Genomic DNA, 25,709 nt, shown 5'->3' with positions numbered 1-25,709 from the left:
AAGAAATAATATCAAAAGAAATGGCATTTATATTTTTGTACCATATATATTAGCATTTCTAAATACATTTATGTTTATGAAATTTTGTAAGTATGATGTATTCTGTAAGTATATTAAATCAAATTGTAACAATATTCACTGTAATATTTTTTATAAATATAGTGTATTTTTTATTTTGGAGATTTAAAAGTATTGAGGAATTAAAAAGCAAAGTATAATAAACTGATATTTTGCTTTTATATAGAGTTTTATCATTAACATCATAACTAATAGTATGGAGTTTATGTATAGCAACTGATAACAAAAATTAAATGAATAAATTTAAATTGAAGTTTTGAAAGGTTCAAAAACGTAAAGTTTAATTTATTACAACATTGTAATTTAAATGAAAGTATTTTAAATTGGAGTTAATTAATAAATGCAATAGAATATCCTTAAAGAAAATAAATTTAAAGGAGGATATTCATGGATGCATTTGCAATTAAAATTATAGCAATGATATTAATGGTATTTGATCACGTAGGAAGTAATTTTTCAGGTATGCCTATATGGTTTAATTTTATAGGGAGAGTAGTTTCACCTATATTTTTTTACTTTATAGTAGAAGGGTTTTTTCATACTAGAAGTAAAATTAAATATATGGGAAGATTATTTGAATCTGCATTAATTATGCAAATAATAGGAGTAGTATTTCATATTCATAACAATATATTCTTATCCTTAGCATTAGCTGTATTATTAATGTATGTAATAGAATATACAAAAAACAGCAAAAAATATATTTTAGGAATAATATGTTCATTAGCAGTTATTGTTGCATCATTTTTTTCAGAAGCTTCAATATTTGGAGTAGGAATGACTTTAATATTTTATTTTTTAAGAGATAAAAAATTTATTATGTCATTAGCTTACATTACATTTTCATTATGGCTAAGTGGATTTTTTCAAATATAGGTAGTGGAAATGCTTATGAACAGTTAATTATAAATGATCCACAATGGATGATGATATTTTCAATAATTTTTATACTTTTATATAATGGTAAAAGAGGAATAAACAATAAATTTACTAAGTATTTATTTTATATATTTTATCCTCTTCATTTAGTTATAATAAAGATTATAGCAATGTTTATATAAAATTTAAAATATGATTAAATTTGAAGAAACATAAAAAGTTGCATACTTTTTATGTTTTTTTATGATTATAATTAAAAAAGTATTATAATATATGAATAAATGTCGATATATTGAAAGAAAGGTATATAATAAGAGAAAAAATATATATAATATTATAGAGTAAAGGCTATGGAGAAAAAGTGTGTTTAATAGAATTGAGGAGGTTAAAATGATTTCATTTGAGCAAGTTACAAAAATATATAATAAAGAAATTATTGTTGAAAACTTAAATTTAGATGTTATAGATGGAGAAGTAACTGTAATTTTAGGTCAAAGTAAAAGTGGGAAAACTACGATTTTAAATATGTTAAATAGGATAGTAGTTGAAGATTTGGGAGAAATATTCATAAATGATGTTAATATAAATGACTTTGATATAAAAACTCTTAGATTGAGTATAGGATACATAAATAAAGAGGCTGGATTATTTTCTAATATGGATATAAGAAAGAATTTAAGTATAGTTCCTAAAAAATTAAATTGGGATAATACAAAAATTGATAATACATTAGATGAATATTTTTCTATTTTAGATTTAAATTATTATGAATATAAAAGCAAAAAAGTATATCAATTAAATACAGAAGAAATTCATAAGATAGGTCTTATAAGAGCCTTTTTAAATGATGGAGATATTATTATTATGGACGAGCCTTTTAAAAATTTACAATCAGAATCTAGGCTTATGCTTTCAGAATGTCTCTTAAAATTACATAAAGAACTAGGTAAAACAATAATATTTGCTACGAATAATTTAGAAGAGGCTATAAAAATTGGAGATAGTGTAGCTGTTATAGAAGATGGAAAACTTAAAAGTTTTGATAGAGCAGATAAATTAATGTCTAATTCAAAAGTAGATATTTTAAATGATGGAAGTTCTGCTGATTTATATATTAACATTCTATCTAATATGATAATTGAGGATTACATGATACCAAAACTAGGAAAAGACGTAAGGGAAAGAATTTCTCAAAATAAAACATTAAAAGATGCATTAACATTTATGCTTCAAAAGACTGTATATGATTTAGATGTATTGGGAGAGAATGGAAAGATAGTTGGAGCGCTTAATGTAAAGGATATAATAAAGGCTTTAACTTATTTAAAGGGGTAGAGAGATGGTTAAGAAAAGGTATGGAATAATATTATTTTTATCTGTAATTTTAGGTTCAATTATTAGTCTTATAGATATAATTGTCGTAAAAAAAGAAGTTTGGTCAATGCCACATAGTATGAAATATTTGTTTTTAAACACTATAAGTATGGTATTTATAGCTATTATGGTAGCTATAGTTTTTTCAATAATAGCTTTTATAATTTTTAACAGTAGAATTGGAAGTAAATTTTATAAAGTATATAAATTAATTATAGAACTTATAAGTTTTATACCATATATAGCCGTTTTAGCTATTTTAACTATTATATTAGGTAGTGGAAGAAAGACAGTAAGTATTTTATTGATAATTTATAATATAATTTATTTTAGTGATAGTATAGTTAAATTGAAAAAAATACTAGTGTTGAAATGATTAATACAGCTACAGCAATGGCAATGAGTAAAAATGAAATTTTCCTTAGAATAAATATATTAGAAAATAAAAATAGTATTTTAAATATAATATTAAAAGGAATAAGGTTTAATATAAATATGTTAATAATATCCTCTATAATTGGGGTATATACATTAGGTAGTCCAATTATAGTTGGATTTAAGAATTTAAATATAAAATTAATATTAATAGGGATAGTGCCTATAGCTATAATAATGTTAATTTTATCACTTTTAACGGAAAGTTTAAAAGATGAATTTTAATTTTAAACTTTTAACCAACTTATATAGAGAAACAAGCTTCAAGTTTTAAAATTATGCACTTATCAAATGAGAAAATTTAAGATTAATATTATACTAATAGTTGACAGATTATTTTAATTGAAAAACTCTTTTATCTGATAGATAAAAGAGTTTAAAGTTATATAATAGCTTTTTAAAAAAATACAATAATGTTATAATTTATAAATAATAACACTATATAATTAATAGATTATATTTTAAAAGGAGGGTTTAATATGGCTAAACATCTACATATAATGGCTAATGAAGGGGACGTAGCAGAGATAGTGCTATTACCAGGGGACCCATTAAGAGCAAAATTTATAGCAGATACTTATTTAGAAGATGCAAAATGTTATAATGATGTACGAGGTATGTATGGATATACAGGTATGTATAATGGGAAAAGAATATCAGTACAGGGAACTGGAATGGGACTTCCATCACTATCTATATATGCTAATGAACTTATAAATTCTTATGGAGTTAAGAAGCTAATTAGAGTTGGAAGTTGTGGAGCAATAAATGAGGATGTTAAAATAAGAGATATAGTTTTGGCTATGAGCGCTTCAACTAATTCAGGAATTAATAGAAGAAGATTTCAAGGAATGGATTATGCACCTACAGCTAATTTTGAGCTTTTAAATAAGGCTTATAAGCTTGGGATAAATAAAGGATTAAATATAAAAGTTGGTAATGTATTATCCAGTGATTTATTTTATGATGATACAGGAATGGGAATACAAAAATGGATAGATTATGGGACTTTAGCTATAGAAATGGAAACAGCAGAGTTATATACTTTAGCAGCTAAAAATAAAGTTAAAGCATTATCTATACTTACAGTATCAGATCACGTATTAACAGGTGATGAAACAAATCCCAAAGAAAGACAAGAAACATTTACTGATATGATGGAAATAGCATTAGAATTATAGTTTAAAATCATTTAATTAGAAAAAGGTTATATAAAGATATTTTTTATCTTTATATAACCTTTTTCTTATTTAAGGAATAAATTAAAATTAAGGGGTAAAGGAAATATTTAGTTGATAAAAGAATAATATGTATAAGAGTAAAAACTTTAAATTAAAATTAATATAAAACTTTTATATTAAACTAAAAATTGATTGTTAAGAAATTTTATAGTGAAATAAGCATAGGCGTAAAGCTAAGCCTAAAAATTCCAAATTTATAGTGTTAAAAAGTAATAATGAAAAATTTAAAATGCTAATAAATCAATTTTCAATGAATAGGTTTAAAATTTAATTTGGAACCCTATATTAAACATAAATTAAAAACTAAATAAAATGTTATTTTACTATATTCATAGCAAAGAAATAAATAATTATAATAGGGGATAAAATTTTATTGGTTATGAGTTATGAGGGAAGTGAGATAATGGGTAAAAATAAAAACTTTAGTATTATAATAGTTGCTATTATGGCTATCCTTGCATTTTCAGCAAGTTTATTGGTTTACGCTGATGAAAATAAATTACAAAATACTTGTAGTGAAATATCATTTCAACAAATGATGCCTTTAGAAAAGATAGAAGAAGAAGGGATTTATACTATAAATTCAGTAGATGAACATTTAAAAGAAGTTTTTTTATATGATGATAATAATAAAGAGGGGATTTTAAAGGCTGATAGTTATACAGATTCTAAAAATTATAGATGGATTTTAAAATATATAAAAAACACTGGACCAGAGGGAAATAATGAGTGGGATAAATATAAAACAGAGTATTTATATGAAATATATAATGAAGCAACAGGAAGAAAGTTAACAAGTGAAAATATAGGTGGAAATTTGAATTTAATTTTAAAGGAAAGTTATGAAAAAGAACATACCTTTGGATTTGGAACAGGAAAAAATCCTGAAGTAGGCATTAAAACTAAGGATGGAAATTATTATATTGTAGATGGTATACAAAGAAACTCTGCACTAAAAATTGAAGAAAATATGGTGAAAAATTTAAAAAATATAGATTTAAACAAAATGCAGTGTCAATTTAAGTTAAAAAAGTTAAATGATGATATAGATGAATCAAGTTATAAATATAAAATTACTGGGAAAGTATTTGAACTTCCAGTAAAAGACAATATTATATATAGGCCAGGGCTTTATGATGAAAACAAATTTTTAAGTATATTTAAAAATAATAATATATCAATAGATGAGTTTATAAGTATAAATAAAGAAAGAATTAAAACTGATTATAGCATAAAATCATTAGATTATAAGGATATCAAATATAAAATTAATAAGACTACAGGACAGTTTCAACTGTACACAAATGAAAAGGAATTAGAGATTGAAATATGTTGTGGTGAATTAGAACCGATTAAGGGATATGTTGCATTGAAAAAAATGAAAAATAAAAGATGTATTAGTTTTTACACAAAATAAGGTTAAAGATGAAAAGGTATTAGATATAAGAGGAAATGGATGGGAGAAAAAAAAGAAAAATACTAATAGTACTATACCTGAAGGGGTTTATTATAGCAGTAATTTAGTAAACATGATAGACAATAAAAATATAAATAGTATAGCATGGAAACTTAGATTAGATAAAGATGATTTAGAGGTTAGATTTAATAATATCAAAGCTACTAAGCTTAAAAATGATAATATGATGTTTGGTGTAGAAAACATACAATCAGGATTTGTGAAGGTAGAAGCGATTTATAAAGAAAAAAAATAATTGAATATATATATTTGAATAGTGACGAAAAATTAAATGAAAATATAGAAATTTTATTTGACAATATAAGAGATGATGTTGAAAGTGAAAAAAGTAATTTAAATATAGAGGTTTTTAAGTGTGATAAAAATTGCAAGGAGGGCATATTTAAAAATAAACAATCATGTAAAGAACAAATATTAGATGGGCAAATTTCTTTGAGTAAAGATGGAAAAAATATTGAATTAAATTGTAATGGAAATAATTTCAACATGGAAAATTTAGATAAAGGTGAATATAAAATTATAATAAATGCTAAGGGATATAAGCAATTAGTAGGAAAAATAAATTTATTTAATAGTACAGAAAAATATTATATTTATTTAATAGAAATAGATAAATCTTTACCTAATGCAGAAATAATTTTAAAGTATTATGGAGGTGGAACGGTAGATGCTATTTTAACTAATTATAGTAAGCCTGTATATGTTATTGGTGGAAAAGTTGTTTTTAAGGATGGGGAAATAAAAAAATTTGAAGTAGATTCTAAAAAAACTCATTTAGTTGTTAATGATGATAAGACTGTTTGTTATAAGGGCATAAATAAGAATGGTTATATACATTTTTTAATAATAGATGAGAATGATAATGAAGCATGGATAAAAAAAGAAATAATAGTTGGAACTGATTCAAATATTACTGATGGTAAACAAGATAGATAGAATGTAAAAAGATTAGCAATAAATTGCTAATCTTTTTCTCTTTTATATAAAAACAAATAAGAAAAATGTTTACACATTATTTAGTAATATAACAAATTATACAAAAGTATACTTTAATTATAAGACTAAATAAAGTTTTGATGTAAAGAGATATATTTTAAATTACATTTTTATAAAAATATTATTATTAAGTAATCATAGTTTATTTTACATTAAGTATTAAATTGTATTTAAAGTCTCTTTAAAATCAAAATTTATTAAAAAGGAGGAATATCAATGAAAAAAGGCTTACCGGAAGGTGCTTATGGTCTTAAAGATGGTCAGGAAAAATATGTTCCGTACATCCCGACAGACAAAGTTATGCCAGAATTTACTGCATTATCAATAGTGATTGGTATAATACTATGTATAATATTTGGTGCAGCAAATGCTTATTTAGGACTAAAAGTTGGTATGACAGTTTCTGCATCAATACCAGCAGGTGTTATTTCCATGGCTATAGTTAGAGTTCTGTTAAAAAGAAAATCTATATTAGAAAATAATATGGTGCAAACTATAGCATCGGCAGGAGAATCATTAGTTGCAGGAGCTATCTTTACTATTCCAGCATTGTTTTTATGGGGAGAGGCCCCAACTGCATTAACAATGACAGTTATTACATTAGTAGGTGGAGTACTAGGTGTAGTATTCATGATCCCTATAAGAAAATATTTAATAGTTAAAGAACATGGAGTACTTCCATATCCAGAAGGAGTTGCCTGTGCAGAAGTTTTAGTTGCAGGCGAAGAAGGTGGAAATAGTGCTAAAATGGTATTTATAGGAGGTGCCGTTGGTGCAATCTATAAATTAATAGGTGATGGGTTTAAAATGTTTCCAACAGAAATAGAAAAAACAATAGAAGGTTACTCTAATGCAACAGTAGGTATGGATACATTACCTGCACTTTTAGGTGTTGGATATATAGTAGGACCTAGAATATCATCTTATATGTTAATTGGTGCTATACTTGGCTGGCTTTGTTTTATACCTATGATAACTTTCTTTGGAATGGGCTCAAGTGAAGTTATATTTCCAGCTACAGATGTTGTAAAAAACTTAGGACCATGGGACATTTGGTCTAATTATTTGAAATATATAGGAGCAGGTGCCGTTGCTACAGGCGGTATTGTAAGTTTAGGAAAATCATTACCAGTAATAATTTCATCATTTAAAGATGCTTTAAAAGGATTGAAACAAAAGGGTGAAATGGTAGAAGTAGAAAGAACAGACAGAGATTTAGGACCTAAATTTATAATAGGAATGACAATAGTATCTATAATATTAATAGCTGTATTACCTCAAATACCAGTAGGTTGGTTTGGTGCTTTGTTAGTAGTTATTTTTGGATTTTTCTTTGTTACAGTATCTTCAAGGGTTGTTGGCTTAGTTGGAAGTTCATCAAATCCAATCTCTGGAATGACTATAGCAGCAATACTTTTAACAACAATATTATTAAAAGTTACTGGAATGTCTGGTAAAGAGGGAATGATTTCAGCATTGTGTATAGGTGCAGTTGTATGTACAGCTTCAGCAATAGCTGGAGATACTTCTCAAGATTTAAAAACTGGATATTTAGTTGGTGCAACTCCATGGAAACAACAGGTTGGAGAACTTGTAGGTGTATTAGCAGCAGCTATAGCCGTAGGATTTATAATGATTCTTTTAAATAAAGCATATACTTTTGGAAGTAAAGAACTAGCAGCTCCACAAGCTGGATTAATGAAACTTATAATTGAAGGTATTATGGATGGAAACTTACCTTGGAATTTAGTATTTATGGGTGCAGTATCCTCTATAATATTTGAATTGTTAGGAGTATCATCATTACCAGTAGCTATAGGACTTTATTTACCAATACATTTATCAACACCTATAATGGTTGGTGGTCTTATAAAAGGTATAGTAGATAAGTTTGTTAAAAATGAAAATAAAAGAACTGCTGCTAATGAAGCTGGAATATTATACGGATCAGGCCTTATTGCTGGTGAAGGTATAATGGGAGTTATTTTAGCTGGATTTGCAGTTGGAGGAAAAGACTTTGCACTAGCAAATCCTATAGTAGGACAGTTTGGCTCACTTGTAATATTTATATTGTTAGCCTTATCTTTAGTTTATATGTTAAAAGTAGCTATGAAGGATGCAGAAGCTGATAAGGTATAAGAATAGTAAATTAATCTAATTAATAGAGATAGAATTTTATTAAAAACAAATAGTATAGCAGTGGGAATTTAAAAAAAGAGTTTAAATTCTCACTGTATACTGTTTGAAATTCTAATTTTCAACTAAAGATTGGAGGATATATTTAATAAAATGAAAAGTAAAAATATTATGGAGAGAATTCCAAAAAGAAATGACAAATTAAGTTGGAAATGTATTGATGAAAGTGTAACAATAATAGTTTTTAGAAATTCTCCTTTTGAAAAATTATTGAATAAGATTTTTAGAAAACCTAAAGTTGTTAGGATTGAATTGGAAAGTATAGGTTCTAAGGTTTGGAATTTATGCGACGGAAATAGGAACATATATGAAATATCTGAAAAAATAAAAGAGGAATACGGAGAAAAAATAGAACCTGCAATTCCAAGATTGTTAAAATACTTAACTATACTTAATAATAATGGATATATAAAAATATAGATAAATAACCTAAAACCTAAAGTAATCAAAATTGGTAATAATCAATACAACTATTAGCCCTTAACTAAAATAATCTGTTAGTTATTGATAAAATATTAAATTGAGTTTTCTTATTTGATAAATGAATAAGTTCAAAATTTAATTTGAAACCATAGAGTTATACTTAATTGTAAAAGGAGAACGTCATGAAATATATAGTATATGTTATAGCAATAGCACTTTTAACAATGCTATTAATTTATATAGGTATTATAAAAGAAAGAAACTTAAATACAGTTTTATTGGACAAGTTATATACTAAATGTTGTAATAAAGTTTTAAAATATTTAAAAAAAGGTACAGTGATTAGTGCAAAAGAAATAAGAGAGTTAATATCTAATGAGCAAACTGGTGTATTATGGAGCAAAAAAAAGATAGGAGTAACTAATAAGATACAATTTACTAATCACGTAATTGAAGGATTAATAAAGCTTGATAAAATACAGCTTGTAGACGATAAAAAAAGAGTTTATAGTTTAAAATACAATTAAAAAAAGTGGTGCAAGATGCACCACTTTTTTAAGCTGCTATAGATTTATCTTTATTTGAGTTAGATAAATTTTTTTTATTAGTACTTGAATTGTCATTAATTAAAAGCTTGTAAGCTTGTATTAATACAGTAGGGATTATTGCTAAGATATATATTAAACCTATTTGTCCTAAATTAAGAGGTGATACTTCAAATAAGTTTTGTAATACAGGTACTACAAGCACTGCTGTAAGTAATACAAATCCAGCTAAGAATGCCCATATACTATATTTATTTGATTTAAATCCAAGTTTAAATATTGATTGTTTTCCTCTACAATTAAATCCATGGAATAATCTAGCTAAACATAATGTAGAGAATGACATTGTGCTTGCAAGAGCAGCATCACCAAAATTTAGTCCTATATGAAATGCAATCATAGTAAATACAGCAATCAATAAACCTTCAACTGAAATAGATTTAATAAAGTCTTTTGTTAATATAGAGTCTTTAGAGTTTCTAGGTTTTTCAGTTAATAAATCATCATTTCCCATCTCTAGTCCAATTGCTATTGCAGGTAAACTATCAGTAAGTAAGTTTATGAATAGTAAATGAACTGGAGCAAATGGCATTGGTAAAGCTAGTAATGAAGCATACAATATTGCTAATATACCAGCAGTGTTACCTGATAATAAAAATCTAATAGAATTTTTAATATTTTTATAAACATTTCTTCCATTAGCTACTGACTTAACAATTGTAGCAAAGTTATCATCTGTTAAAATCATAGAAGCAGCATCTTTTGAAACTTCTGTACCTGTGATTCCCATAGCAATACCAATATTAGCTTGTTTTAAAGCTGGAGCATCATTAACACCGTCGCCAGTCATGGCAACAATCATATCTTTTTCCTGCCAAGCTCTAACTATTCTAATTTTATGCTCAGGAGAAACTCTAGCATAAACAGATATTTTATCAACTTTTTCTTTAAGTTCTTCATCTGACATTTTTTCAAGTTCTAAACCTTCAAGCGCTAAATCACCATCTTTAAATATTCCTATTTCTTTAGCAATAGCACAAGCAGTTATCTTATGGTCTCCAGTTATCATAACTGGTTTAATTCCAGCAGTTATACAATCATGAACAGCCTTTTTAGATTCTTCTCTTGGAGGGTCAATCATAGAGATTAATCCTATGAAAGTATAATTGTTTTCATCATCTAAAGTTAAACTTTGATTTTCTTCAATTTCTTTATAAGCGAAAGCCAAAACTCTTAAACCATTTTCAGAGAACTCTCTATTAGTTTTTTCTATTGAGATTATATCCTCTTTTGTAATTTCTCTTACACCATTAGAAGTTTTAATATATTTAACTCTGTTAAGAAGTACGTCTAGTGCTCCTTTAGTAAGCATTAAATTTTTTTCATTTATTTTATGAGAAGTACTCATTAACTTTCTATCAGAATCAAATGGAATTTCAGAAATTCTCTCATATTTATTTCTTAATTCTAATTCATTTATAGAATAAATTTTTCCTAAGTTAACTAATGCAACTTCAGTTGGATCACCAATCTCTTTGCCACCTTCAGCAGATGAATCATTACATAAAATTGATGTTTGAAGAAGTAATTTTTCAGTTTCATCATTTAAATTATATTCCTTATCTTCGATAATTTTACCGTTAACAAAGGATTTTTTTACAGTCATTTTATTTTGAGTAAGGGTTCCTGTTTTATCAGAACATATAACAGAAACACAACCAAGGCCTTCTACTGCTTTAAGATATTTAACAATGGCATTTTCACTAGCCATTTTTTGAGTTCCAAGAGCAAGAACTATAGTAACTATGGAACTTAAGGCTTCAGGAATAGCAGCTACAGCAAGTGCAACAGCAAACATCAATGAATCAAGTATAGGTGTACCTCTAAATACATCTATTCCAAATATGATAGCTGAGATGATTAAAATTATGATAGCAAGTTTTTTACTGAAATCATCTAGACTAGCTTGTAGTGGAGTTTTCTTTTCTTGCGTATTTTCAAGAAGAGAAGCAATTTTACCAATTTCAGTATCCATTCCTGTTTTAGTAATTAATACATTAGCTCTACCATAAGTAACAAGACTACCTGAGAACACCATGTTTTTTTGATCTCCAAGTGCAATTTCTTCTGCATTTATTATTTCAGAAAATTTATTAACACTTTCAGATTCACCAGTTAATGAACTTTCATTAACTTGAAGTGAGTAGTTTTCAAGAATTCTACCATCGGCAGCAACTAAGTCACCTGCTTCTAAAATTAATATATCACCAGGGACAACTTGATTGGATGGTATTTCAATTTTATTACCATTTCTTATAACTTTAGAATTTGGAGCTGACAGCGCCTTTAAGCTATTTAAAGATTGTTCAGCTTTTACATGTTGAACAGTTCCAAGTATAGCGTTAAGAATAATAACTACAAAAATTACTAAAGTGCTTTCTATATTTCCTATAGCCATTGAAACTACTCCAGCTATAATAAGTATAAGAACTAGTAAATCTTTAAATTGTTCTAAAAAAACAATAAAGGTACTTTTCTTTTCTTTTTCTTTAAGTTCATTTAAACCATATTTCTCTGTGTATGATTTGACTTGATTGTCAGTTAATCCATTAACAGAAGAATTGAATTCAGTTAGAACCTCCTCTTTAGACCTTGAAAAATAATTATTCATTTACAAATGCTCCTTTCAAAATTAGATATTATTTAACAAAAAAGACCTTTGATATAGCACTCAAAGTTATTGAGAACTATATCAAAGGTCTTGTAACCAAATTAATACTTGGTATATATCCCCAGGCAATAAATTACCGACATGTTGAAGATATATTTGCAACTACTCCCCTTTAATACAAGGAAATATTAAATTTTATATTTGTTTAAAAAAAATTCTGTATTAAATATATAACAATTAGGACAAGTTGTCAACAATTATATTTTTTTATCATAAAAAAATATAAAAAGACCTTTAATATAACTTTTAGAAATTTATTTTAAAAGTTATATTAAAGGTCTTGTAACCAATAAAATTGGTACATAGCGCCAGACAATAAGAAGGCTTTCACCTTTTTTCCTATATTGTCGAAGTGTTGACGATATAATTTAAAACTACTCCCCTTTAATTAAATAATTATATCTATTACATACTATGCAACTATATATATGTTGATTATAAATAATGTGTTAACAAATTATTTAATTCATAGATATATATGGTAAAATAAATCAAAAAAAAATATAATAAAATATATAATGAATTTAAAAATTAATATTTAAATGAAAAATTAGACATAAATTTTCTAACAGATAATATAAATGTTTTGTATAAGATGAATTTATGTTTTTTTATATAGAAATTAGTAGAGTAAAAATTAGAAATGGTTTACAAAAACACTATTGGGAATTATAATTAAAGATAACTAAATAATTTGAATATTTAATAAATTATTAAATTTCAGTAAGTTTTAGTATTCAACTTGGTATTGCTAGTTAAATATAAAATTTATTTGCTGGGGGGTATTTAAAATGGAAGAATTAAAAAGGACTCCTTTAAGAGAGGTGTATGAACAATACGGTGGAAAAGTTGTTGAATTCGCAGGATATGAATTGCCAACGCAATTTAAAGGCTTTTTACATGAGCACCATACTGTAAGAGAAAGAGCTGGACTGTTTGACGTTTCTCATATGGGAGAAGTTACAGTAAAGGGAAAAGATGCTAAAAAATTTGTTCAGTATTTAGTAACTAATGATATTAACACTCTTAACAATAATTGTGTTTTATACACATTTATGTGCAAAGAAGATGGTGGAGTAGTAGACGATTTATTAGTTTACAAATTTGATGAAGATGATTTCTTTTTAGTTATTAATGCAAGTAATAAAGATAAAGATGTTAAATGGATAATGGATCACAAAGGTGATTTTGATATTGAAATTATAGATGTATCACAAAATATTGCACAACTTGCATTTCAAGGACCAATGGCAGAAGAAATTCTTCAAAAAATAGTAGATATAAATTTACAAGAAATAAATTTCTTTCAGCTTAGAAGAAATGTATTAGTTAATGGAAAAAAATGTTTAGTGTCTAGAACAGGATATACAGGAGAAGATGGTTTTGAAATTTACTGTGATCCACAAGATGCTAAAGAATTATGGAATGCTATATTAAAAGCAGGTGAAAAAGAGGGAGCAGAACCAATAGGATTAGGTGCTAGAGATACATTAAGATTTGAAGCATGTCTTCCGTTATATGGTAATGAAATGGATGAGAGTATAACTCCGCTAGAAATGGGATTTGGTTTCTTTGTAAAATTAAAAGTAGAGGAAGATTTTATAGGAAAAGATGCTCTGAAAAAACAAAAGGCAGAAGGAATAACAAGAAAGTTAGTTGGGTTTGAACTTTTAGATAAGGGTATTCCAAGACATGGATATGAAGTTGTTAAAGATGGAAAAGTAATTGGACATGTAACAACTGGCTATAAATCACCAACATTAAATAAACCAATTGGATTAGCTTTAGTAGAGGAACAATACGCTAAAATAGGAACTGAATTTAATATAAAAGTTAGAAATAAAGAGTTAAAAGCTATAGCTATAGATAAGAGATTCTATACTAAAAAAACAAAAAGCAAATAAAATAATATAGATTTATAATTATAATTATTAAAAAATGGGGGGCTATTTAAATGAAAGTTTTAAATAATTTACTTTATACTAATGATCATGAATGGGTAAGAGTTGAAGGGGATAAAGCGTATATAGGAATAAGTGATTGTGCACAACATATGTTAGGAGATATAGTTTTTATTGAATTACCATCTGTAGATGATGAGTTAGAGAAGGGCGAAACATTTGCAACTATAGAATCTGTTAAAGCAGCATCAGATAGTTATATGCCATTAGGTGGAAAAGTTTTAGAAGTTAACGAAGAATTAGAAGATAATCCAGCAGCTTTAAATGAAGATCCATATGAAAATTGGGTTGCATTAATAGAAATATCAGATAAAGGTGAATTAGAAGGATTAATTAAACCAGAGGATTATGAGAAAATTTGTGAAGAGTTAAGTAAGGAGGCATAATTATGTTTCCTTATATTCCAAATACAGAAAAAGAAACAAAAGAAATTTTAGATTTTCTTTCAATAAAATCTGTAGATGATTTATTTAAGGATGTACCAGGAGATGTAAAATTAAATAGGGAATTAAATTTAGAAAGTTCTTTATCTGAATTAGAAGTAGAAAAAAGGTTGAAAAGTTTAGCTGCAAAAAATAAGTCTATGGATGAATTAACATGCTTTTTAGGTGCTGGCAATTATGATCATTATATACCAGCATTAGTTAAGCATATAACTGGAAGATCAGAGTTTTATACAGCATATACTCCATATCAACCAGAAGTAAGCCAAGGAACACTACAAGCTGTTTTTGAATATCAAAGTATGATTTGTAGTTTAACAGGCATGGAAGTTTCAAACTCTTCTATGTATGATGGTGCAACAGCTACAGCTGAGGCAGCTATACTTGCAATAGCTAGTACAAAAAGAAACACTATAGTAGTTTCAAAGTCAGTAAGTCCAGACACTAGAAAAGTTCTTCAAACTTATTTAAAATTTAGAAATTATGAAATGGTAGAAGTTGACTTAGAGGATGGAACTACAGATGTAGAAAAAGTTATCAGTAGTTTAGAGAAAACTGTAGCAGCAGTAGTTATTCAAAGTCCAAACTTCTTTGGATTAATAGAAGATGTTGAAAATATGGTAGAAGCTATTCATAAAAATAAATCTCTTTTAATAATGAATGTAGATCCTATATCATTAGGAGTATTAAAAAGTCCTGGTGAATTAGGTGCAGATATAGTTGTAGGGGATGGACAATGTTTAGGTGCTAATATAAGTTATGGTGGTCCTGGTCTTGGATTTATGAATACTACTAAAAAGCTTATGAGGAAAATGCCAGGCAGAATAGTAGGTCAGACAGAAGATGTTGATGGAAAAAGAGGTTTTGTTTTAACACTTCAAGCTAGAGAACAACATATAAGAAGAGAAAAAGCAACTTCTAATATTTGTTCAGATCAAACTGCAGTAGCTATAGGTGCAGCAGTTTATATGGCAACTCTAGGAAAAGAAGGCATAAAAGAAGTAGCAAAGCAATGCTTAGTTAAATCACATTATGCATATAACGAGTTAATTAAGTCAGGAAAGTATAAGCCTGTATTTAATAAGCCGTTCTTTAAGGAGTTTGTAGTAAAAACAGAAACTTCACCTTGTGAAATTAATAATAAATTATTAGAAAATAATATTTTAGGTGGATATAATTTAGGTAAAGTTTATCCAGAATATGAAAATTCTATGATGCTTTGTGTTACAGAAAAAAGAACAAGGGAAGATATAGATAATTTAGTGAAAGTGATGGAGGAGATATAATGAAAAATTATAATAAAATTATATTTGAGCTGTCATCAGAAGGTAGAAAAGGCTATAGACTTCCTAATTTAGATGTACCAGAAGTAAAGCTATCAGAATTACTACCTAAAAACTTATTAAGAGAAGATGAATTAGCACTTCCAGAAGTAAGTGAAGTTGATGTTGTAAGACATTATACAGCTCTTTCAAATAAAAACTATAGTGTTGATAAAGGATTTTATCCATTAGGTTCATGTACTATGAAATATAATCCTAAAATAAATGAAGATATGGCTATGCTTAGCGGATTTTCAAAAATACATCCACTTCAAGATGAAAATATATCACAAGGTTCATTAGAACTAATGCATGATTTAAAAGTTAGATTATGTGAAATTACTGGAATGGATGATTTTACTCTTCAGCCAGCAGCAGGAGCACATGGTGAATATACTGGGCTTTTAATTATAAAATCTTATCATGAAAAAAGAGGAGATAAAAAAAGAACAAAAATTATAGTTCCAGATTCAGCACATGGTACAAATCCAGCCAGTGCATCAGTTGCAGGATTTGACATTGTAGAGATAAAATCTAATCCAGATGGTAGAGTTTCTATTGACGAGCTTAAGAAGGTTTTGAATGATGAAATTGCAGGACTAATGCTTACTAATCCAAGTACATTAGGATTGTTTGAAAAAGATATAAAAACTATTAGTGAATTGGTTCATGATGCCGGTGGATTACTATATTATGATGGAGCAAATTTAAATGCTATTATGGGAGTTGCAAGACCTGGTGATATGGGATTTGATGTTTGTCATCTAAATCTTCATAAAACATTTTCAACTCCACACGGTGGTGGAGGACCAGGTTCAGGTCCTGTTGGAGTTAAAAAACATTTAGCTAAATTCCTTCCTATGCCAACAGTAGAAAAAGAAGATAATAAGTTTGTTTTAGACTATAATAGACCGGATTCACTAGGAAAAATTAGAGGATTTTATGGAAACTTTGGGGTTATGGTTAAAGCATACACTTATATTTTAACTATGGGAAAAGAAGGATTAAAATCTGCTTCAGAAAATGCAGTTTTAAATGCTAATTATATAAAAGAAGCTTTAAAAGAGTATTATAATTTGGGAAAAGATGATATATGTAAACATGAAGTTATATTAAGTACTCTTAAGGATAATCCACATCATATAGCTACAGTTGATATAGCTAAAAGGCTGATAGATTATGGAGTACATCCACCTACAGTTTACTTCCCATTAATAGTTGAAGAAGCACTTATGATTGAACCTACTGAAAGTGAAAGTAAAGAAACTATTGATGAGTTTATAGATATCATGAAAAAAATAGCTATAGAAGCTAAAGAGAATCCAGAGCTTTTACATGAAGCACCAGTAAAAGCACCAGTAAGAAGATTAGACCAAGTAAAAGCAGCAAGAACTCCTATATTAAAATGGGAAAAGTAGTTTGAAAATGTAGGAATTATTTAAAGAGTTAGGATTTAAGATTAATTTCTTGCATCTTAACTCTTAAATTTTATATAAATTAAATATTTATTAAAAGGGGGTAGTGATTTTATGAAGGATATTATAGTTATAGGTGGAGGTCCTGGCGGATATGTGGCTGCTATTAGAGCTGCTCATTTGGGAGCAAATGTTGCAGTAGTTGAGATGGATAGCTTTGGGGGAACATGTCTTAATAGGGGATGTATTCCAACTAAAACATTATATAGAACAGCAGAAATAATGAATATATTAAAACATATAGATGATTTTGGAATAGAAACTGAAAATTACAACGTAAATGTGGAAAAGGTTCAAGAAAGAAAAAATAATGTGATAAAAACTTTGGTTGGTGGGGTAGAACAATTATTAAAAGGAAATGGTGTTGAGATATTAAGAGGAAAAGCTTTCTTAAAAGATAAGAATACTGTGTTAGTAGAAACACAAGATGGACAAGTTACACTGAAAAGTAAAAATATAATAATAGCTACTGGTTCAGAAGCTGAAATGCCAAACATAAAAGGTATAGAAAATAAAAATATTATAATAAGTGATGATATTTTAGAGTTTAATCGTATTCCAAAGCACCTAGTTGTATCAGGTGGTGGTGTTGTTGGAATGGAATTTGCTAGCATTTTTAAAGCTATGGGAAGTGAAGTAACTGTAATAGTGGCTAGAGATTCAATACTATATGATATAGATAGAGAGATAAGTAAGAGATATACAGCTATGGCTAAAAAATCAGGAATAAATATCTTAACATCAACTAAAATACTAGAATTTAATGGTGATGAAAACAATGTAACTATTAAGTGTGAAGGAAAAAAAGGGGAGTTTGAGTTAAACTCAGACATGGTTTTAATGGCAAAAGGCAGAAGAGGAAACTTTACAGGATTGAACTTAGATGAATTAGGAATTCATTACGATAAAAAGAAAATAATAGTAGATGATAATTATAAAACTAATATAGATGGAGTCTATGCAATTGGGGATATTAATGGAATTTGTCTTCTTGCTCATGCAGCATCACATCAAGGGATAGAAGTAGTTGAGCATATAATGGAGGATAAACCATGTCATAAGTCAGTAATTCCTAATTGTATATTTACTTTCCCAGAGATAGCAACTGTTGGTATGACAGAGGAGGAAATTAAATCTAATGGAATAGAATACATTAAAAACAAGTTCTTATTTGGTGCAAATGGTAAAGCATTAGCATTAGGGGAAGGTGAAGGCTTTGTAAAAGCTATATGTGAAAAAGAAAGTAAGAAACTATTAGGTATTCATATAATGGGTCCACATGCGTCAGATTTAATACATGAAGGTGTATTAGCTATTGAAAAATCTATGACAGTAGATGATTTTAAAAAAGTAGTACATGCTCATCCAACATTAGGGGAAGCTTTTGATGAGGCTATAATGGGATTAAACAAAGAAGCAATACACAGCATAAATAAAAAATAATTTAAACTTTTCTTATAAAAATTTGGAGGAAATAATATGAGATACATTGACAATTTAAATATTAATCCATATTTTAATTTAGCAGCAGAAGAATATTTTTTAAGATATAAAAATGATGAGTATTTTATTTTATGGCGTGATGAACCCTGTGTAGTAGTTGGAAAAAATCAAAATACATTATCTGAAATAGATATGGATTTTATAGAAAATAACAAAGTTAAAGTTGTAAGAAGACAGACTGGTGGAGGGGCTGTTTTTCATGATTTGGGAAATTTAAATTATACTTTTATAGTTAATGATGATGGAAAAAGCTTTAATGATTTTAAAAGATTTTGTAAGCCTATAATAGGCGTACTACAAACATTAGGTGTTAAAGCTGAGTTTTCAGGTCGAAATGATTTATTGATAGATGAAAAAAAATTTTCAGGAACGGCACAATGTAAATATAAAAATAGAGTTATGCATCATGGTACATTATTATTTTCTTCAGATATAATTAATTTAAGTGGTGCATTAAAACCTAAAAAAATAAAATTTCAGGATAAAGCAGTTAAATCTGTAGTAAGTAGAATAACTAATATTTCAGAACACTTAAATTATGATTTAGATGTGTTAGCTTTTAAAAATAAAATTTTTGAATATATATTAAAAAATGAAGAAAATTCAAGAATTACTCCATTAACACCAGAGGAAATAGATGATATTGAAAAAATTAAAAAAGAAAAATATGAAACTTGGAAGTGGAATTTTGGAGATTCTCCTAAATATGACTTTTATAATGAAGGAAAATTTGAAGGTGGAACTATAGAGTTAAACTTAAAGGTAGAAAAAGGAATAATAAAAGATATAAAAATATTTGGTGATTTTTTTGGTGTGAAAGATATAAGTGATTTAGAATTAATTTTGAAAGAATGTGAACATAAAACAGACAACATAAAGAAAATTCTAAAAACTATAAACATTAATGAATATTTTTCGAAAATAACTATGGAAGAATTTTTACAGTTATTCTAGTAGATATATAGGAAAATAAGCTCTCATTTAAAGCCATACACCAAGTTTTTGTTATTAGTTAAGCAAAACAAGTATAACTATAAGTAGTTAAAGGTTAAGAATTAAGATTATTAGTCAGTTAATAATTTAGGATGAAACTATAGTCTGGTTTTTAAAAACCTAATAATATAAGTTGCTTTGCCAGTTTTTTTGAAATAAAGATACGTTAATATTATTAGGAACATAGTAATTAATAATCAGCACAACTTTTAACTAAAATAAGTGTTAACTATTAGTAAAATATTAATTTAAAATTTTTTCATATGATAAATGAATAAGTTATGATTTAAAATGTAGATAGAAAAATATTGTAAAAATTATCCAATGCTATGGTTTTAAATTTATATAAAGATTTCTCAATTAATGAGGGTATAAGTTAAAATTCTAGATTGGAATCTTAGATTAAAGTTTAGTATAAGCATAAGACGCCCTAATAAATATAGGGTGTTTTTGCTGTGGTATATTAAGGATATAAAATTAAAGAAAGGAAAACACAGATGATAAGATTAGCAACCAAAAAAGATATAAAAAGTATAATTTCTATAGTAGATGAAACAATAAAATATATAAACTCAGAAGAAAAGGGGAATTGGGAATATATATACCCTAATGAACATGAAGCTGAAAAAATTATAAAAAGTAAAAGATTATTTGTCTATGAAATAGAAGGAAGTAAAATAGCAGGTTTTATATGTATGAATAACAGAGTATCAAATGAATATAAAAAAATAGGATGGTCTGTTAAGGAAGATGAGTTTATGGTTATAAATACACTTGCTATAGATATAAAAATTTTAAGATGTGGTGTGGCAACAGATCTTATAAAATTTGCAGAAGAATTTGCAAAAGAAAACTTAGCTAAGGCCATAAGAACAGAGGTATATTCATTAAATAAGAGAGCTCAAAAATTATTAATAAAAAATGGTTATGAGCTTAAGGGAGAGATTTATTTTACAGAAATAAAAGATAAAAAATTTTATTGCTATGAAAAGCTTATATAAGTAAAGTGAAATATTAATTCATCTAGAAATTAATATATAATTTTAGAACCCTATATAGGGAAGATAAAGTTTAAAGTCATCCGATTAATGATTGAAAATTATAAAATTCAATATATAAATTGAAATTCTCAGATGGGTTCTAATATCCTTAATCTAAAAGTATGGCTATACAAGTTTGAAATTAGTTTTTGTTATAATTTTATTAGTAATATGAATTAATAATATAATATAAAGTTAAATAATATACATTGAATTTGTATATTACGTTAAATTATAGTATTCAAAGTAATGCTATTTATGTATAATTATTTATAGATTTAAATAAATTTTAAAGGCGGTGAAGTTTTGGAGTATAAATTCAAATATGATAATGAAGAATATATTTTAAATGAAAATAATTGTGAAGATTTTCTAAACGATGAAGAAAATGAAGTTTTAGATTTTTCTATAGAAAAAACAATTGAACTTTTGAACAATAAAGATGACGCTTATTGGGATATTGAATATTATAAAAGAGCTTGTCAGGTTTGTTTTAAAGGTAAAGAAGAAAATGAAAAGATATTTAAATTTTTAGAGTATCATTTCTATGTATTTACTAAAGATAGTAAATATGTCATGAGTAATATTTCAAAAGAATATGAGAATACGTCATATAATAAGTTAGAAAAGGCAAAAAAAGTTGACAATAGCTATATTGTTAATGTTATAGTTTGTCCGTATTGTAAAAAATATTCAATAGAAATAGAACAATGTGATATGTAGTTATTTTTCACATAAATCTAAAAGTAGCAAATTAAAACATATTTTTTATACATATAACAAAGGATGGTGATTTAAATGCCAATGCTAAAAATTAGAGGCATAGACGAATCAAAGATTTTAGAAGTCAGTACTGAACTTATTGATGAATTAGAAAAAATAATAGGATGTCCAAGAGATTATTTTTCTATGGAATTGATAAATTCTACATATATAATGGACGGTAAAAAAGTTCAAGCGCCAAGTATCATAGAAGTATCTTGGTTTGATAGAGGTCAAGATATCCAGGATAAAGTTGCAAAAGCTATAACAAAATATTTTAAAACAGAAGCAATGCCTTGCTTAGATATAATTTTTCATAATTTAGAGGAAAAAAGATATTATGAAAATGGAGAACATTTTTAAAAGAAAAAATAAAATGTTGTAGTGTGAAGATGGTAGGAAATCTAAAGTGATTATCCTGCTATTTTTTTAAAATGAGTTTATTTTCCGTATTATATGATATAATACTAAATAACTATTTTAAGGTGTTTATACAACAGATAAAGAAATAAACTCAAAGTTATATCTTTATTATTTGTTGTGAAAAACAAGTACAACTATAGTTAAGTAAAAGTAAATTAAAAAATAATTTTAAATTTGTCCAATAAATTTGAAAAATAATATATGTGGAGGTAATTTACGTGAGCGTAAAGATAATCACTGATAGCACTAGTTATATACCAAAGGAATATATAGAAAAGTATAATATATCAATAGTATCTTTAAATGTGGTTTTAAATGGTAAAAGCTATAGGGAAGTGGATTTAGAAAATAACTTTTTTTATAAAGAAATGGATAAATGTTCAAGTATTCCAACTTCATCTCAACCTAGTGTAGAAGAATTTTATAATATATTTGAAAATATCGTTAAAAATGGCGATGATATAGTAGGACTGTTCATTTCTTCTGAAATGAGTGGTACTTATTCAACTGCAAATCTAGTTAAAAATATGATTTTAGAAAATTATCCTGACAGAAAGGTAGAGATTATAGATTCAAGATCTAATTGCATGCAAATGGGGTTCGCAGCAATAGAAGGAGCTAGGACTGCAAAAGAAGAAAAAGACATTTCTTCAGTTGTAGAAAATATAAATAGTGTAATTAATACTAGTAGATTTTTATTTGTTCCGGATACATTAGATTACTTAAAAAAAGGTGGAAGAATTGGTGGTGCTGCTGCACTATTTGGTGCAATACTTCAAATAAGACCTATATTAACAGTGGAAAATGGAGTAACAACAGTTTTAAATAAAGTTAGAACTAAGAAAAAAGCAGTAGATAAAATTGTAGAAACAGTAATAAATGATGTAACTAATAAAGGAATTGGGAAAATGATAGTTCATCATATAAACTGTGAAGAAGAAGGAAAAGAACTTGCAAATAGATTAAAAGAAAAGTTAAATATAGAGATAGATATACAATCTATAGGACCAATAATAGGATTACATGTAGGACCTAAAAGTATAGGGGTAGCATACTATACTGAAAAATAAATCTTGAAAATTAAACAGTACTTATTTAGATGGCTAATATAGTTGAAAAATAGTAGTATTCATAAACTGTATTATGGATACTACTATTAAAAAATATAATACATTTTTTATAAAAGGGTATTGCATATTTGATGTATTAACTATATAATACACTTAAAGATTAAAATATAGATGATAAATTTGTATAGTAATGCAAATATATTTATTATATTTTTTTGATTAATGTGTATTAATGTAATAATACACTATTGAAGGAGGGGAAAGCAATGGAGTTAAGTGAAGTTTTAGTTTTTATTTTAGGATTACCTATACTTATGATACTTGTTTTTATAAGGGATGTTAAAAGAAAAATAAAACGAATTTATAGATTATAATAGGGAGTTTTTGTGGATATTACTTGCTATTTATATTCTTTTAATTATAGCTATTTCATTTTTCCCATTACAAATAAAAGTAAGAAGAAATATTCTTTGTAGTCCAGTAGATTTGGTAATATTCTTTCAACATTTAAAGAATAATGTTATGGATTTAAATTTATTAAAAGAACTTATTTATAATAAAGAAGCTTTAATAAATTTTGTAATATTTATGCCCTTAGGAGTGTTTTTACCATTATTATATGAAAAGTTTAAGAATAAAAAGAAAATGATTTCCATAGTGATTTTAATTTCTATAATTATTGAATTCATTCAATATTGTTTATATTACTTAGGAAATAATCAAAGTTTTGATTTTATCAATATAATTTTAAATGTTTTAGGTGCAACATTAGCTTATAATGTTTACAATTTAATTTTGATTAAAATGGAGAAGTTGAATTTGAATAGATAATTATTTTATAAAGAGGTGAGTTAAATGATTCAAGTTAATAATGCTTTTAAAAAGTTTGGAAAGATTAAGGCAATAGATGGAGCTACTTTTTCTATAAAAGAGGGGAAAATTACTGCTTTATTAGGCATTAATGGAGTTGGTAAATCCACAATATTAAAAGCTATAATGGGACTTATAAGTTTAGATGATGGTGAAATTTTAATTGATAATGAAAAAAGAACTTATAAAACTTATAATAAAATAGCTATGGTTCCAGATGTGCATATACAATATCCCAATATGACAATAAAAGATGCTTTTGATTATATGGATGTATTTTATAATAATTGGGATATGGAGAGGGCTTATAGCATGCTAAAAATGTTTAAGCTAACTGATGATAGAGAAATGTACAAATTATCTAAAGGAAATTTGGCAAGAGTTAAAATAATTTTAGGGTTTTCACAAAAGGCAAAGTATCTTTTATTAGATGAACCTTTCTCAGGAATTGATATATTTACACGAGAGGATTTCATAAGTTCAATGATAAATTACATGGATGAAGATATGGCTATAGTAATAACTACTCATGAAATCAAAGAAGTGGAAAATATTGTAGATGAAGTTATATTGATGGATAATGGAAAAGTCGTATTAGAATTTAATGCAGAGGATGTAAGATTTGAAGAAGGAATGTCAATTGTAGACAAAATGAGGGAGGTTTACAGGGGTGAGAAAAGACAATAAATTTATATATCTATTTAATAATGAAATAGATAGAGGAAAAAAAATTTTATTTATAAGCTTTCTATTATTAATGGTATTGACAGTAGTTTTATATGGAAGTCAAGTTATAGGGACAAAATCACTGGTGATAGATGCAATAAAAGAGGGAAATTTAGATTTTTATTTAAATTCAAAATATGGTCCAGGAGTAAAACTTAGTCCTTTAAGCTTTAATTATAATAGTTTTGTAAATGGAATCTTAGGTTTTTTTATAGGGTTTACAATATTACTTGTATATTCAGCATTTTCATGGTACAGAGAGTGGTTTGGAATGAATAAAACAATATATTCGCTTATGATGTTACCAATATCTAGAGGGAAAATAATAATAGCAAAATTATTATCAATAGTTGGATACCTTTTTGTTTTAATTGCAACTCAAAGTATAGCTGTAACTTTAAATTATTATACATTCTATATGCTAATACCTAAAGAGGCAGTTGAAAAATTAAGTTTAATTTTTTATCTAAAGCAAGTTGATTTTTTTGTTGGTGCATTTGGAATTATAAGTATTATGTTATTTTTTATGTTTTTCATTTCCGTTATATTAATCATTTTTACAGCAGTATTTATAGAAAGATATATAAAAATAAAAGGTTTAATTTTAAGTATAATTTATGGATGTATATTTATAGTAATATATACCATTGTGCCATTTAAATTTTTAAATTTATTTCAAACTGAAATGATAGCATATTTTATTATAGTTTTCACTGGAGCAATTATATTTAATTTTATTTAGCAAA

Annotated in this window: 26 protein-coding genes; 25 read left to right on the top strand and 1 reads right to left on the bottom strand. The window is 26.4% G+C overall.

The features are described 5' to 3' along the window. The first annotated feature begins 465 nt into the window (after positions 1-465). The 12 genes from CSGHG_RS19950 (at position 466) to CSGHG_RS05305 (ending at position 9,626) form a co-directional block, all read left to right on the top strand. Entirely contained in the window at positions 466-954 is a 489-nt protein-coding gene (locus CSGHG_RS19950; protein WP_268869839.1) for a TraX family protein, read from the top strand. Next, positions 927-1,139 carry a TraX family protein gene (locus tag CSGHG_RS24575; protein WP_268869838.1) on the top strand — a complete coding sequence of 71 codons (213 nt, stop codon included), beginning with the start codon at positions 927-929 and terminating at the stop codon, positions 1,137-1,139. Before CSGHG_RS19950 ends, CSGHG_RS24575 begins: the two co-directional genes overlap by 28 nt. A 208-nt stretch (positions 1,140-1,347) precedes the next feature. Continuing rightward, complete coding sequence (locus CSGHG_RS05350) at positions 1,348-2,292, top strand: ATP-binding cassette domain-containing protein (RefSeq protein WP_010293284.1); 945 nt, start codon at positions 1,348-1,350, stop codon at positions 2,290-2,292. A 4-nt stretch (positions 2,293-2,296) separates the two neighbouring features. Then, the gene (locus CSGHG_RS05345) at positions 2,297-2,707 is read left to right on the top strand and encodes a hypothetical protein (RefSeq protein ID WP_010293283.1); all 411 of its coding nucleotides are present in this window, start codon (positions 2,297-2,299) and stop codon (positions 2,705-2,707) included. Beyond that, complete coding sequence (locus tag CSGHG_RS05340) at positions 2,704-2,991, top strand: binding-protein-dependent transporter inner membrane component (RefSeq protein WP_010293281.1); 288 nt, start codon at positions 2,704-2,706, stop codon at positions 2,989-2,991. Before CSGHG_RS05345 ends, CSGHG_RS05340 begins: the two co-directional genes overlap by 4 nt. A 254-nt stretch (positions 2,992-3,245) precedes the next feature. Continuing rightward, positions 3,246-3,947, top strand: coding sequence for a purine-nucleoside phosphorylase (deoD, locus tag CSGHG_RS05335; RefSeq protein ID WP_010293279.1), 702 nt, complete (start codon positions 3,246-3,248; stop codon positions 3,945-3,947). A 439-nt stretch (positions 3,948-4,386) separates the two neighbouring features. After that, positions 4,387-5,424, top strand: a complete 1,038-nt coding sequence (locus tag CSGHG_RS05330; RefSeq protein WP_207635857.1) for a hypothetical protein — start codon at positions 4,387-4,389, stop codon at positions 5,422-5,424. Between the two features lie 112 nt (positions 5,425-5,536). Continuing rightward, positions 5,537-5,719 (top strand): hypothetical protein, encoded by a 183-nt coding sequence (locus tag CSGHG_RS05325; RefSeq protein WP_010293275.1) that lies wholly within the window; start codon positions 5,537-5,539, stop codon positions 5,717-5,719. Positions 5,720-5,733: 14 nt separating this feature from the next. Then, positions 5,734-6,420 carry a hypothetical protein gene (locus tag CSGHG_RS05320; protein ID WP_010293274.1) on the top strand — a complete coding sequence of 229 codons (687 nt, stop codon included), beginning with the start codon at positions 5,734-5,736 and terminating at the stop codon, positions 6,418-6,420. Positions 6,421-6,696: 276 nt separating this feature from the next. Then, on the top strand, positions 6,697-8,619 hold the full coding sequence (locus tag CSGHG_RS05315; RefSeq protein WP_010293272.1) for an OPT family oligopeptide transporter: 1,923 nt from the start codon (positions 6,697-6,699) through the stop codon (positions 8,617-8,619). Positions 8,620-8,769: 150 nt separating this feature from the next. Beyond that, entirely contained in the window at positions 8,770-9,096 is a 327-nt protein-coding gene (locus CSGHG_RS05310) for a PqqD family protein (RefSeq protein ID WP_010293270.1), read from the top strand. A gap of 185 nt (positions 9,097-9,281) precedes the next feature. Then, positions 9,282-9,626 carry a hypothetical protein gene (locus tag CSGHG_RS05305; RefSeq protein WP_010293269.1) on the top strand — a complete coding sequence of 115 codons (345 nt, stop codon included), beginning with the start codon at positions 9,282-9,284 and terminating at the stop codon, positions 9,624-9,626. 28 nt (positions 9,627-9,654) lie between these two features. Here CSGHG_RS05305 and CSGHG_RS05300 read toward each other — a convergent pair whose 3' ends face one another. Continuing rightward, positions 9,655-12,315 carry a cation-translocating P-type ATPase gene (locus CSGHG_RS05300; RefSeq protein WP_010293267.1) on the bottom strand — a complete coding sequence of 887 codons (2,661 nt, stop codon included), beginning with the start codon at positions 12,313-12,315 and terminating at the stop codon, positions 9,655-9,657. Between the two features lie 851 nt (positions 12,316-13,166). On the opposite strand from CSGHG_RS05300, the gene gcvT reads away from it, so the two are divergent. The 13 genes from gcvT (at position 13,167) to CSGHG_RS05225 (ending at position 25,705) form a co-directional block, all read left to right on the top strand. Further along, entirely contained in the window at positions 13,167-14,279 is a 1,113-nt protein-coding gene (gene gcvT, locus CSGHG_RS05290) for a glycine cleavage system aminomethyltransferase GcvT (protein WP_010293264.1), read from the top strand. A 50-nt stretch (positions 14,280-14,329) separates the two neighbouring features. Then, a complete protein-coding gene (gene gcvH, locus CSGHG_RS05285; RefSeq protein WP_010293263.1) occupies positions 14,330-14,722 on the top strand; it encodes a glycine cleavage system protein GcvH in 393 nt (130 codons plus the stop codon). Between the two features lie 2 nt (positions 14,723-14,724). Then, positions 14,725-16,065: an aminomethyl-transferring glycine dehydrogenase subunit GcvPA gene (gene gcvPA / locus CSGHG_RS05280; RefSeq protein WP_010293262.1), complete on the top strand. Its 1,341-nt coding sequence runs from the start codon at positions 14,725-14,727 to the stop codon at positions 16,063-16,065. Then, positions 16,065-17,519, top strand: a complete 1,455-nt coding sequence (gene gcvPB, locus CSGHG_RS05275) for an aminomethyl-transferring glycine dehydrogenase subunit GcvPB (protein WP_010293261.1) — start codon at positions 16,065-16,067, stop codon at positions 17,517-17,519. The genes gcvPA and gcvPB overlap by 1 nt, the downstream gene beginning before the upstream one ends. Before the next feature lie 111 nt (positions 17,520-17,630). Then, the gene (gene lpdA, locus CSGHG_RS05270) at positions 17,631-19,019 is read left to right on the top strand and encodes a dihydrolipoyl dehydrogenase (protein ID WP_010293260.1); all 1,389 of its coding nucleotides are present in this window, start codon (positions 17,631-17,633) and stop codon (positions 19,017-19,019) included. 36 nt (positions 19,020-19,055) lie between these two features. After that, positions 19,056-20,033 carry a lipoate--protein ligase gene (locus CSGHG_RS05265; protein WP_010293259.1) on the top strand — a complete coding sequence of 326 codons (978 nt, stop codon included), beginning with the start codon at positions 19,056-19,058 and terminating at the stop codon, positions 20,031-20,033. A gap of 536 nt (positions 20,034-20,569) precedes the next feature. Further along, a complete protein-coding gene (locus tag CSGHG_RS19945; protein WP_010293257.1) occupies positions 20,570-21,073 on the top strand; it encodes a GNAT family N-acetyltransferase in 504 nt (167 codons plus the stop codon). Positions 21,074-21,418: 345 nt separating this feature from the next. After that, positions 21,419-21,835 carry a DUF3785 family protein gene (locus CSGHG_RS05255; RefSeq protein ID WP_010293255.1) on the top strand — a complete coding sequence of 139 codons (417 nt, stop codon included), beginning with the start codon at positions 21,419-21,421 and terminating at the stop codon, positions 21,833-21,835. Between the two features lie 75 nt (positions 21,836-21,910). Beyond that, a complete protein-coding gene (locus CSGHG_RS05250; protein ID WP_010293253.1) occupies positions 21,911-22,237 on the top strand; it encodes a DUF1904 family protein in 327 nt (108 codons plus the stop codon). A 278-nt stretch (positions 22,238-22,515) separates the two neighbouring features. After that, on the top strand, positions 22,516-23,367 hold the full coding sequence (locus tag CSGHG_RS05245) for a DegV family protein (RefSeq protein WP_010293251.1): 852 nt from the start codon (positions 22,516-22,518) through the stop codon (positions 23,365-23,367). A gap of 384 nt (positions 23,368-23,751) precedes the next feature. Continuing rightward, positions 23,752-24,198, top strand: a complete 447-nt coding sequence (locus CSGHG_RS05235; protein WP_010293249.1) for a VanZ family protein — start codon at positions 23,752-23,754, stop codon at positions 24,196-24,198. Positions 24,199-24,222: 24 nt separating this feature from the next. Further along, positions 24,223-24,924: an ABC transporter ATP-binding protein gene (locus CSGHG_RS05230; protein ID WP_010293247.1), complete on the top strand. Its 702-nt coding sequence runs from the start codon at positions 24,223-24,225 to the stop codon at positions 24,922-24,924. Continuing rightward, positions 24,908-25,705 (top strand): ABC transporter permease, encoded by a 798-nt coding sequence (locus tag CSGHG_RS05225; RefSeq protein ID WP_010293245.1) that lies wholly within the window; start codon positions 24,908-24,910, stop codon positions 25,703-25,705. The genes CSGHG_RS05230 and CSGHG_RS05225 overlap by 17 nt, the downstream gene beginning before the upstream one ends. The last annotated feature ends 4 nt before the right edge of the window (positions 25,706-25,709 follow it).

Origin of the sequence: Clostridium senegalense JC122, assembly GCF_000285575.1 — a bacterium.
Classification (GTDB): Bacteria; Bacillota; Clostridia; order Clostridiales; family Clostridiaceae; genus Clostridium_J; species Clostridium_J senegalense.
This window is presented reverse-complemented; position numbering and strand designations above follow the sequence as displayed.

Excerpts from the sequence above, each read along its gene's own strand:
- CSGHG_RS05250 (WP_010293253.1), top strand. The coding sequence starts at position 21,911 with ATGCCAATGCTAAAAATTAGAGGCATAGACGAATCAAAGATTTTAGAA.
- CSGHG_RS05315 (WP_010293272.1), top strand. The coding sequence starts at position 6,697 with ATGAAAAAAGGCTTACCGGAAGGTGCTTATGGTCTTAAAGATGGTCAG.
- CSGHG_RS24575 (WP_268869838.1), top strand. The coding sequence starts at position 927 with ATGGCTAAGTGGATTTTTTCAAATATAGGTAGTGGAAATGCTTATGAA.
- CSGHG_RS05350 (WP_010293284.1), top strand. The coding sequence starts at position 1,348 with ATGATTTCATTTGAGCAAGTTACAAAAATATATAATAAAGAAATTATT.
- CSGHG_RS05345 (WP_010293283.1), top strand. The coding sequence starts at position 2,297 with ATGGTTAAGAAAAGGTATGGAATAATATTATTTTTATCTGTAATTTTA.
- CSGHG_RS05330 (WP_207635857.1), top strand. The coding sequence starts at position 4,387 with ATGAGTTATGAGGGAAGTGAGATAATGGGTAAAAATAAAAACTTTAGT.
- CSGHG_RS05265 (WP_010293259.1), top strand. The coding sequence starts at position 19,056 with ATGAGATACATTGACAATTTAAATATTAATCCATATTTTAATTTAGCA.
- CSGHG_RS19945 (WP_010293257.1), top strand. The coding sequence starts at position 20,570 with ATGATAAGATTAGCAACCAAAAAAGATATAAAAAGTATAATTTCTATA.
- gcvH (WP_010293263.1), top strand. The coding sequence starts at position 14,330 with ATGAAAGTTTTAAATAATTTACTTTATACTAATGATCATGAATGGGTA.
- CSGHG_RS05300 (WP_010293267.1), bottom strand. The coding sequence starts at position 12,315 with ATGAATAATTATTTTTCAAGGTCTAAAGAGGAGGTTCTAACTGAATTC.
- CSGHG_RS05325 (WP_010293275.1), top strand. The coding sequence starts at position 5,537 with ATGATAGACAATAAAAATATAAATAGTATAGCATGGAAACTTAGATTA.
- CSGHG_RS19950 (WP_268869839.1), top strand. The coding sequence starts at position 466 with ATGGATGCATTTGCAATTAAAATTATAGCAATGATATTAATGGTATTT.
- deoD (WP_010293279.1), top strand. The coding sequence starts at position 3,246 with ATGGCTAAACATCTACATATAATGGCTAATGAAGGGGACGTAGCAGAG.
- lpdA (WP_010293260.1), top strand. The coding sequence starts at position 17,631 with ATGAAGGATATTATAGTTATAGGTGGAGGTCCTGGCGGATATGTGGCT.
- gcvT (WP_010293264.1), top strand. The coding sequence starts at position 13,167 with ATGGAAGAATTAAAAAGGACTCCTTTAAGAGAGGTGTATGAACAATAC.
- CSGHG_RS05305 (WP_010293269.1), top strand. The coding sequence starts at position 9,282 with ATGAAATATATAGTATATGTTATAGCAATAGCACTTTTAACAATGCTA.
- gcvPA (WP_010293262.1), top strand. The coding sequence starts at position 14,725 with ATGTTTCCTTATATTCCAAATACAGAAAAAGAAACAAAAGAAATTTTA.
- CSGHG_RS05310 (WP_010293270.1), top strand. The coding sequence starts at position 8,770 with ATGAAAAGTAAAAATATTATGGAGAGAATTCCAAAAAGAAATGACAAA.
- gcvPB (WP_010293261.1), top strand. The coding sequence starts at position 16,065 with ATGAAAAATTATAATAAAATTATATTTGAGCTGTCATCAGAAGGTAGA.
- CSGHG_RS05230 (WP_010293247.1), top strand. The coding sequence starts at position 24,223 with ATGATTCAAGTTAATAATGCTTTTAAAAAGTTTGGAAAGATTAAGGCA.
- CSGHG_RS05340 (WP_010293281.1), top strand. The coding sequence starts at position 2,704 with ATGATTAATACAGCTACAGCAATGGCAATGAGTAAAAATGAAATTTTC.